The sequence below is a fragment of the Microbacterium sp. UBA837 genome, from assembly GCF_002296025.1.
Classification (GTDB): Bacteria; Actinomycetota; Actinomycetes; order Actinomycetales; family Microbacteriaceae; genus Microbacterium.
Genome location: NZ_DBHD01000146.1, coordinates 1 through 8,665 on the forward strand (window position 1 = coordinate 1; position 8,665 = coordinate 8,665).

10 protein-coding genes are annotated in these 8,665 nt (G+C 69.4%); 8 read left to right on the top strand and 2 right to left on the bottom strand.

What is annotated here, in order from left to right; genetic code table 11:
* The 6 genes from B3587_RS10670 to B3587_RS10695 all read left to right on the top strand — a co-directional run.
* The coding region (locus B3587_RS10670) for an alanine racemase (RefSeq protein WP_292728483.1) at positions 1–361 on the top strand (361 nt) is incomplete at its 5' end.
* The gene (tsaE, locus tag B3587_RS10675; protein WP_228177206.1) at positions 358–864 is read left to right on the top strand and encodes a tRNA (adenosine(37)-N6)-threonylcarbamoyltransferase complex ATPase subunit type 1 TsaE; all 507 of its coding nucleotides are present in this window, start codon (positions 358–360) and stop codon (positions 862–864) included. The genes B3587_RS10670 and tsaE, both read left to right, overlap by 4 nt.
* Before the next feature lie 297 nt (positions 865–1,161).
* Positions 1,162–1,851 carry a tRNA (adenosine(37)-N6)-threonylcarbamoyltransferase complex dimerization subunit type 1 TsaB gene (gene tsaB, locus B3587_RS10680; RefSeq protein WP_292728485.1) on the top strand — a complete coding sequence of 230 codons (690 nt, stop codon included), beginning with the start codon at positions 1,162–1,164 and terminating at the stop codon, positions 1,849–1,851.
* Complete coding sequence (gene rimI, locus B3587_RS10685) at positions 1,848–2,366, top strand: ribosomal protein S18-alanine N-acetyltransferase (protein ID WP_292728487.1); 519 nt, start codon at positions 1,848–1,850, stop codon at positions 2,364–2,366. Before tsaB ends, rimI begins: the two co-directional genes overlap by 4 nt.
* Positions 2,363–3,463, top strand: coding sequence for a tRNA (adenosine(37)-N6)-threonylcarbamoyltransferase complex transferase subunit TsaD (tsaD, locus tag B3587_RS10690; protein ID WP_414683134.1), 1,101 nt, complete (start codon positions 2,363–2,365; stop codon positions 3,461–3,463). The genes rimI and tsaD overlap by 4 nt, the downstream gene beginning before the upstream one ends.
* Positions 3,460–3,828, top strand: coding sequence for a DUF4190 domain-containing protein (locus tag B3587_RS10695; RefSeq protein ID WP_292728489.1), 369 nt, complete (start codon positions 3,460–3,462; stop codon positions 3,826–3,828). Before tsaD ends, B3587_RS10695 begins: the two co-directional genes overlap by 4 nt.
* Before the next feature lie 200 nt (positions 3,829–4,028).
* Here B3587_RS10695 and B3587_RS10700 read toward each other — a convergent pair whose 3' ends face one another.
* Entirely contained in the window at positions 4,029–5,222 is a 1,194-nt protein-coding gene (locus B3587_RS10700) for a class I SAM-dependent methyltransferase (RefSeq protein WP_292728491.1), read from the bottom strand.
* 128 nt (positions 5,223–5,350) lie between these two features.
* The gene (locus B3587_RS10705; protein WP_292728493.1) at positions 5,351–6,688 is read right to left on the bottom strand and encodes a PHB depolymerase family esterase; all 1,338 of its coding nucleotides are present in this window, start codon (positions 6,686–6,688) and stop codon (positions 5,351–5,353) included.
* Between the two features lie 351 nt (positions 6,689–7,039).
* Here B3587_RS10705 and groES point away from each other — a divergent pair, with 351 nt between their 5' ends.
* Positions 7,040–7,336 (top strand): co-chaperone GroES, encoded by a 297-nt coding sequence (gene groES / locus B3587_RS10710; protein ID WP_228177199.1) that lies wholly within the window; start codon positions 7,040–7,042, stop codon positions 7,334–7,336.
* Between the two features lie 359 nt (positions 7,337–7,695).
* Positions 7,696–8,661: an EamA family transporter RarD gene (rarD, locus tag B3587_RS10715; protein WP_375236495.1), complete on the top strand. Its 966-nt coding sequence runs from the start codon at positions 7,696–7,698 to the stop codon at positions 8,659–8,661.
* Positions 8,662–8,665 lie beyond the last annotated feature (4 nt).

The following is an 8,665-nucleotide window of genomic DNA, read 5'->3' on the forward strand; positions in this document are numbered from 1 at the left end:
GCGCCGCGTGGATGCCGGACACGGCGTCTCGTACGGGTATCAGCACCGCACCCAGCGCGAGAGCACCCTTGCGCTCATCCCGATCGGGTACGCCGACGGGGTGCCGCGAAACGCCTCCGGGCGGGGGCCGGTCTGGATCGGCGGCAAGCCGTTCGCGGTAGCCGGACGCGTCGCCATGGATCAGTTTGTCGTGGATGTCGGTGACCATCCGGTGGCGGTGGGCGACGAGGCAGTGCTGTTCGGCGACCCCACGCTCGGCGTCCCGTCCGCCGACGACTGGGCGCGCGCCGCCGACACGATCAACTACGAGATCGTGACCCGGATCGGTCCGCGCGTGCCGCGGCGGCAGGTGTCGTCGTGAGCGGCTTGGATGCCCTGATCGGCGACCGGGAGATCACGAGCCCCGCCGACATGCACGCCCTCGGGGTGCAGATGGGACGGATGCTGCATCCGGGCGACCTCGTCGTGCTGACCGGGGTCCTCGGCGCCGGCAAGACGACCCTCACCCGCGGGATCGGCGAGGGGCTCGGCGTGCGCGGCCCCATCCAGAGTCCGACCTTCGTGCTCGCGCGGACCCACCCGTCGCTCGTCGGCGGGGCGCCGCTGGTGCACGTTGACGCGTACCGGCTGGGCTCTGCCGCCGAGCTCGATGACCTCGACATCGACTACGACGGCTCGGTCGTCGTGGTCGAGTGGGGGCGCGGGATGGTGTCGGGCCTGCGCGATCACTGGTGGGATGTCGAGCTGCAGCGCGAGTGGCATGGTACGGGCGTCGACACCGCCTGCGGCACGTACTCGCGGGCTACGGAAGACCTCGCCGCCGACGCGCCGCGCCTTGTCAGCATCCGTCGCGAGCCCTCCTGATCGGCGGGGCTCGGCGCTGGTTCGCGCGCTGATCCCACGTGTGCGGCACTTCTGTGCATGCGCGGCGCATTGATGTGCAGCTCATGCATCGTTCAGCCGCGCACGGGGGGCAGAGACGGCGGGGCCCGCGGGCTCGTGGGCCGCGGGCAATGCGCCCCCGCCACCGCGCGGGCGGGCACGTCCGCGCCGAACGCAGGATGAATCAGGTGCCACGCGCTCAAAACACGCCCGCGGCGGCAAGTGAGCCTGCAAACGGCACGCAGCTGCCGGGTGCCCGGGCGCGGATACCCTGGATAGGTGATTCTCGGCATCGATACCTCGGTCGGCACCGCGGTGGCGGTCGTCGAGGTAGATGGCGTGGTGCTTGCCGAGGCCTCGAGCGCGAACCCGCTCGGACACGCCGAAGTCATCGGCGATCTGCTCCATACCGTGCTCGGCACGGCGCGCGCCGACGCACCCCTCGGGCACGCCGGTGCCGGCACACCCGGTGAGCGTCCAGAGATCACGGCGGTAGCGGCGGGTATGGGCCCCGGCCCGTTCACCGGCCTGCGCGTTGGCATCGCAGCAGCCCGCACTTTTGCGCTCGGGCGCGGCATCCCCGTGGTTCCGGTGGTCAGCCACGACCCCGCAGCCCTCGGCATCCTGCTCGATCAGGCCCTCACCGGCGAGGCGGATGGCGAGCGTTTCGCGATCGTCACCGACGCCCGCCGCCGCGAGTTCGCCTACACGGTCTACGAGGGCATGGATGACGACGGCCTGCCGGTCCGGGTCACCGAACCCGCCCTCACCCCGCGCGACGAGATCGAGGCCGTGCTCGCCGGGCTTGGTGCGGAGCGCCGCGACACGACGGCGGTTTCGGCGGCCATGGTCGCACTGGTCGCCGCGCGGTCGCTCGCGGCAGGACGCGAGGCCGGGCCCCGTGACGCGCTGTACCTGCGCTCGCCCGACGTGACGATATCCGCCGGGCCGAAGAAGGTGGGCGTATGAGCCTCCGCCCCGCAACCGCCGCCGACCTCGCCGCGATCATGGCAATCGAGCGGGCATCGTTTCCCTCCGACGCGTGGTCAGAGGCGATGATGGCCGGCGAACTCGCCTCGCCGCACGGGTCGTATCTCGTCGTCGAAGAAGCTGGCCGCATCATCGGCTACGGCGGGGTGCGCGCAGTGCGAGGGGCAGCTGATGCCGACATTCAGACCATCGCGCTCGATGCCGCCGAGCGAGGCACAGGCCGCGGACGGATGCTGCTCGCCGCGCTTCTCGAGTGCGCCCGCAACGCGGGCGCACGGACCGTCTTCCTCGAAGTGCGCGACGACAACCCGGTAGCCCAGGGCCTGTATCGCCGCGAGGGCTTCATCGAGACCGGGCGTCGCCCGCGCTATTACCAGCCCGACGATGTGGACGCGATCATCATGCAGCTCGACCTCGTGGGGTGGGATGCCGCCCGGCGGGAGGCCAGCGGGATCGAGCCCGCTGCCGCGGCATCCGGGGGAGTCTGCACGTGAGCGCCGCCGAACCGCTCGTCCTCGGGATCGAGACCAGTTGCGACGAGACCGGCATCGGCATCGTGCGCGGCCGCACCCTGCTCTCGAACACGATCGCCTCGAGTATGGACGAACACGCCCGGTACGGCGGGGTCGTCCCCGAGGTCGCCGCGCGAGCCCACCTCGAAGCCCTGCAGCCGGCGATCGAGACGGCGCTTGCCGAAGCTCAGGTATCCCTCGCCGAGATCGACGCGGTCGCCGTGACGTCCGGACCGGGGCTCGCGGGGGCGCTCATGGTCGGCGTCGGCGCCGCGAAAGCGCTCGCCGTCGCGCTCGACAGACCCCTCTACGCCGTCAACCACCTCGTGGGCCACATCGCCGCCGACCTCCTCGACGCCGAGGCGGAGCCGCTGGAGTACCCGACGATCGCGCTGCTGGTCTCGGGTGGGCACACGTCGCTCCTGCTCGTCCGCGATCTCACGAGCGACGTCGAACTGCTCGGCGAAACCGTGGATGACGCCGCCGGCGAGGCGTTCGACAAGATCGCCCGCATCCTCGGACTGCCCTACCCGGGAGGACCCGAGATCGATCGGGCAGCGGCATCCGGATCTGACGGCCTCGGCGGCACGAGGGCCGGCGACCCAAACGCGATTCGCTTCCCGCGGGGGCTTTCGCGCGCGAGCGACCTGGCAGAGCACCGGTACGACTTCTCGTTCTCGGGCCTGAAGACCGCCGTCGCACGCTGGGTCGAGCAGCAGGATGCCGCGGGGGAGGCGATCTCGACAGCGGATGTCGCGGCATCCTTCCGCGAAGCTGTCGTCGACGTGCTCGTGACGAAGGCGCTCGCCGCCTGCGCTGACTACGGCGTGCCGCGGCTGCTGCTGGGCGGCGGGGTCATCGCGAACCGGCGGCTGCGCGAGGTCGCCCTCGAGCGGGCGGAGGCGGCAGGGGTGACCGTGCGGATTCCGCCGCTATCGCTGTGCACCGATAATGGGGCGATGATCGCGGCGCTCGCCTCGGAACTGATCATGGCCGGGCGTGCACCGTCGACGATGGCCTTCGGTGCCGACTCGACGCTGCCGATCACCGACATCCAGGTCGCGGGGGAGGCGGGATGACTGATCGTTCTCGAGGGTTCTCACGGTTCCCGACGGCGCCGGTCGAGGTGCCGACGACCCTGAGCGGCCCGGATCCGTCGCCGGATCGCCCCGGATGGGAGCCGGATGCTGGACCGGTTGAAGCAACGAGCTTCGACCGCGGGTTCGCCGGCTGGGCCCTCGGGTTCGCGATCGTGGGCCTTGCCGTCTCGCTGTTCGTTGGATGGGGTTTTGTCATCGGGATCGTCGCGATCGTGGCGGGCATCATGGCGCTGCGGCATCCGCGGGATAGCAGGCGGGTCGCGGTGTGGGCGATCGTGCTCGGCGGCGTCTCCATCCTCTACAGTGCCGGCTGGCTCCTCTACGCCTGGACCGTGCTGACCTGACCGCACGTCGTGGGCTGCGGTCCGGCGTGCGCCGACTCTTCGGTCGCGCCGTGTTGCGGGTTCGGGGGTGTCGCACTCGCAGATTGGCGCGACTGATGGCTGGAGGTGGTTCTTGGGTCGCGCCGTGTTGCGGGTCGGGTGGGCTGGAGGCCGCAGGATGGCGCGACTGAACGGAAGGGGTCGCCCGCCGAGAGGCCAGGTCAGGCCGCGGGTGGGACGCGGTCGGCGAGGATCGCGACGCGGGAGCCTGCGATTCGGGTCACGATGAGGGTCGCCGACTCCTCGCCCTTCAGCTTCAAACTCTGACGGAGTGCGGCGGGGTCGACATCCACTCCGCGCTTCTTGATCTCGAGGATGCCGATACCGCGCTCCTTCAGCGCTCGCGCAAGCTTCTTCGTGTCGGCCGGCAGCACTTCGCGCACCCGGAAGGTCTGCACGAACGGACTCGTGACCGCCTCATCGCCGGTGAGGTACGCGATCTTCTCCGCCAGAATCCCCGCCCGCAGCGACCTTGCAACCTGCCCGATCAGGCGGGCACGGATGACTGCCCCGTCGGGTTCGTGGATGTACTGCCCCAGCGGGCGCACCGGTTCGTCCTCGCTGTCGGCGGGTGCCGTGAGCTCGACGGCGTGCTGCCCCCGCAGGACAAGGGCCGACCGTGTCACGCCCTCGCGCGCGAGCGCGCCCGACCACAGCACGAGCTCGATCGTCGAGCCGTCGGCACTCACCCACTGCGCCTCGTACCCGTCGGGGATGCGATCGCGGTCGAGTCCGGGCCCGAGCTTCACGCCCCCCGGCATTCGGCCGGTGAGTTCGAACACCCACTCGAGCGACGGTGACCAGTCCTCGGTGCGTGCGCGTCCTGTCTCGCCCGCCTCGCGTCGCGCGGGGTCGAGCCAGACAGCTTCGATGCCGCTGAGATCCTGCTCCTCGGCCAGCCCGTGGTGCACGGTGACGTCAGCACTGAACGGCGCGAGATTGACGGTTGCGAGGGCCGCGGTCACCTCGTCCGCATCCACCGCGTCGACACGGATGCCGAGACTTGCCAGCGCCAGCGCATCACCGCCGATCCCGCAGCCGAGGTCGGCGACGTGCTCGATGTCCGCGCGACGGAACCGCCCCGCGTGGTGGGCCGCAACCGACAGGCGCGTCGCCTGCTCGAGACCGGCACGGGTGAACAGCATCCGTCCCGCGAACTCGCCGAACTTCGACCGCGCCCGCTCGCGAAGCCGCGCCTGGGTTACCACCGCCGATACGAGGTCGGGGGAGTGCCCGGCGCCCCGCAGCCTTGAGACGGTGCGCGCCACATCGTCGCTGGACGAGACCGGGCCCAGGCTGTTCAGCAGCTCGAGTCCTGCCGGCGTCAGCAGCGCCCGCACCTCGGCGATGTCCATCCATCCACCCTAGGCGCGGGCGCTGCTAACTCCTCAACGGGCTCAGCGGATCGAGCTTCGTCGGCCGATTGTCACCCCCACCCGCCGATTCTTGAGGAGTTACCGACGCGGCCGGTGCGGCATCCGTGTCAGCTGCAGCTGCTTACGAGATCCCAGGAGGATGCCGAGATGCGCTGCAGACTCGTCACGGTGGCGTCGCCGAGACCGAGGTAGTCCTGGGTTCCGATCGCGTAATACGGGTTGTAGGGGTTCACCCCGTAGGAGGTGGCCCGCCCCGCAGCCTTGTGGGCGGCGTTCGTTGCGGTCACGCAGTCGCTCGGCGGGACCGTCGGCGTCGGCGAAGGAGTGACCGTCGGTGTCGGTGTCGGCGTTCCGGTTGGTGTCGGTGTGGGTGTCGGCTCGCCTGACCGGTCGACGCGGCGGTTGTTGTCGAAGAAGAACTCCGTCACGTAAGCCGGGTAGTCGATGCTGTTCGCGCTGATGTACGAGCCGCCCGATCCCGCACCGGCTGGCCAGTTGTGGCCGAGCCCGGTGTTCTGAATGACGGAGACCCGAGGCCCTTCGGCATCCGAGTACAGCGTCCCCGAACCCGACGTGTTGGTGCCGGCAAGGCCCGACAGGCCGAAGCTCGAGGTCTGATCGGCGTCGTAGATGTCAGCCATGATCTGACCGTTCAGCGTGTTGTACCCGGGCGCGACAGTCGAGTCATTGCTGCCGTAGACGACCGAGGTCAGCTGCGTGTCGAAGGCGCCGGATGCCGAGCTGGCGAAGCCCGTGCACGTCGATACTCCTTGGTTCCTCGAGACCGCCACCGACGAGATCTGACCGGAGGTGGTGCCCACCGTCGGTCCGGCGTTGATGCCCATGCCGGCGAACACGTCAGGCGCGAGGCATCCCATGACCATCGTCTGCCCGCCCCCGGACGAAAGTCCCGAGACGTACACCTGGTCGGCGTCGATATCGAGGCTCGTGCGGGCGGTGAGTGTCGAGGCCAGCGAAAGCAGGTTGTCGTCGTGGCGCGATGGCGCGCTGCGCGAGTGATTCGCGTCGTAGTAGTCCCAGCAGCCGAGGATGACTCCGCCGTTCGGGGCATCCGGCAGCGCGACGATCATGCCGTACTCGTCAGCAGTCTGTGCCCAGTTGCCCGCGGACTGCAGATCGGATGCCTTCTGCACGCATCCGTGGAGCGAGATCATCAGCGCGCGACCGGAAGGCAGGGCGGCAGCCGTCGTCGGGGTGTACAGGCGCACCGACATCCCGGCGATCGTCTCGGTCGTCCACGTGCCGGTGCCGCCGGTCGAGCCGCCACCCGATCCACCGCCGCCGTTCGTGCAGCCGGGCAGGGTCTCGAATCCCGGGGGACAGGTGATCGCCTGAGCGGCGGGAGCTGCGACGGCCAGGCCCGCCACCGCCAAGCCGGCCGCCAGGAGCGCGCCGATTGCGCGCTTTCGGACACGAGAGAACATGCGTCATCCCTTCGTCGGCGCCCCGGCCATCGCCCCGGGCGCCATCGCACGGTCGTCCCGGTCGGAGCACGGGCATCCCTCTCCAGCGAGCGGATGCCGAGGTGCGTCATCGCACGGCACTCACGGTAACTGAAAGATGATTCATATACCAGGTTAAGTTTGCGTGCATGACAGGACTCTCATCGCCGGTGGATCGGGCGTCGCCGGTCGGGCGCGGGGGCGCTGAAGTCACGGCATCCGGATTGGCACTCGCGTTGCGTGAGTGCCAGAGCTTCAATACACTTGCGTTAGCACTCTCGGTGTGAGGTTGCTAACGAGTCTTGGTATCTCAAGGAAAGCAGAGGTAGACCCGTGTCGGTTTCCATCAAGCCGCTCGAGGACCGCATCGTCATCAAGCAGGTCGAGGCCGAGCAGACCACCTCGAGTGGTCTGGTCATTCCCGACACCGCGAAGGAGAAGCCCCAGGAGGGCGAGGTCGTCGCAGTCGGACCCGGTCGTATCGATGACAACGGCAACCGCGTTCCGCTCGACGTCGCCGTCGGTGACCGCGTCATCTACAGCAAGTACGGCGGGACCGAAGTGAAGTTCGGCGCCGACGAGTACCTGGTGCTCTCGGCTCGCGACGTGCTGGCGGTCGTCGTCCGCTGAGTCGACAACTCTTCGACGGGGCTCGGATGCTGCGGCATCCGGGCCCCGTCTGTTTTTTGTGTTCCCCATCCCCGCGAGCCCACAGCACCGCCGCCGAGCCCACACGATTCGCGCGCGGAAACCTGTGGGCTCGGCGACGGAGGTGTGGGTTCAGCAAGCTGGGCAGGGCGCAGCACGCGCAGCGGGGCGTGGCAGGAATCTGCCGAGACTCGGCCGGAGGACACTGCGGCTGCGCGACAGACGCGCGCCGCAGGGTCGCCGGCGCGCCCTAGGCTGAGTGAGTGGCGCGCGAATCGGTTCCGGGAGATGGGGGCTCGGCGCCCGCGACCGGTGACATTCCGGCATCTGGGGCGGCAGAGATCGCCGGATCGGATGCCGCGCACCTGGCCCGGGAAGCGCCGGCAGAGGCTGCACGCGAGCGGCTCGTCGGCGGCATCTTCGCGTTCTCGGCGTACTTCCTCTGGGGATTCCTGCCGCTCTACTTCATCCTGCTGGCGCCGATCACCGGCTGGGAGCTGGTCGGCTGGCGCATCCTGCTCTCCCTCGTCTTCTGCATCTTCCTGCTCACCGTCATGCGCGCCTGGCGGCCGTTTCTCGCGATCGTGCGTCAGCCACGGCTGCTCGGCTGGACGGCGCTGGCCGGAGCTGTCATCTACGTCAACTGGCAGGTGTTCATCCTCGCGACCCTGTCGGGTCACGTCATCGAGACGAGCCTCGGCTACTTCATCAACCCGATCGCCACGGTGCTGCTGGGCGTACTCGTGCTGCGCGAGCGGCTGCGCTTGACGCAGTGGATCGCGATCGCGATCGCGGGCATCGCTGTCATCGTCACGATCGTTGGCTACGGCACGGTCCCGTGGGTGGCGCTGACGCTCGCGGCATCCTTCAGCATCTACGGACTGATCAAGAAACGGATCGGGCCCTCGGTGGATGCCGTCAGCGGCCTCACCCTCGAGTCGGCGTGGCTCACACCGCTCGCGATCGTGCTGCTGGTGGTCACGTCACTGACGACTGGTCTCTCCGTCGGAGCATACGGTTTCTGGCATGTCGTGCTGGTGAGTCTCGCGGGCGCCGCGACAGCCGTGCCGTTGCTGCTGTTCGCCGCCGGGGCGCGGCGTGTGCCGCTCACCGTCGTTGGGCTGCTTCAGTTCATCGCGCCGATCATGCAGTTCATCACGGGGGCCTGGATCCTCGGCGAGCCGATGCCGCCCGAGCGTTGGGTCGGCTTCGCGCTCGTGTGGGTGGCGCTCGCGGTGCTGACCGTCGACTCGGTCGTGTTCGCGCGACGCGCCCGCGGGGTCAGCGACGTCGCCGAATACAGCTGATCCG

What these genes read in the sequence shown, in the direction of transcription:
- B3587_RS10705 (WP_292728493.1), bottom strand. Translation starts at nt 6,688, where the DNA reads ATGTTCTCTCGTGTCCGAAAGCGCGCAATCGGCGCGCTCCTGGCGGCC.
- B3587_RS10700 (WP_292728491.1), bottom strand. Translation starts at nt 5,222, where the DNA reads ATGGACATCGCCGAGGTGCGGGCGCTGCTGACGCCGGCAGGACTCGAG.
- B3587_RS10695 (WP_292728489.1), top strand. Translation starts at nt 3,460, where the DNA reads ATGACTGATCGTTCTCGAGGGTTCTCACGGTTCCCGACGGCGCCGGTC.
- rimI (WP_292728487.1), top strand. Translation starts at nt 1,848, where the DNA reads ATGAGCCTCCGCCCCGCAACCGCCGCCGACCTCGCCGCGATCATGGCA.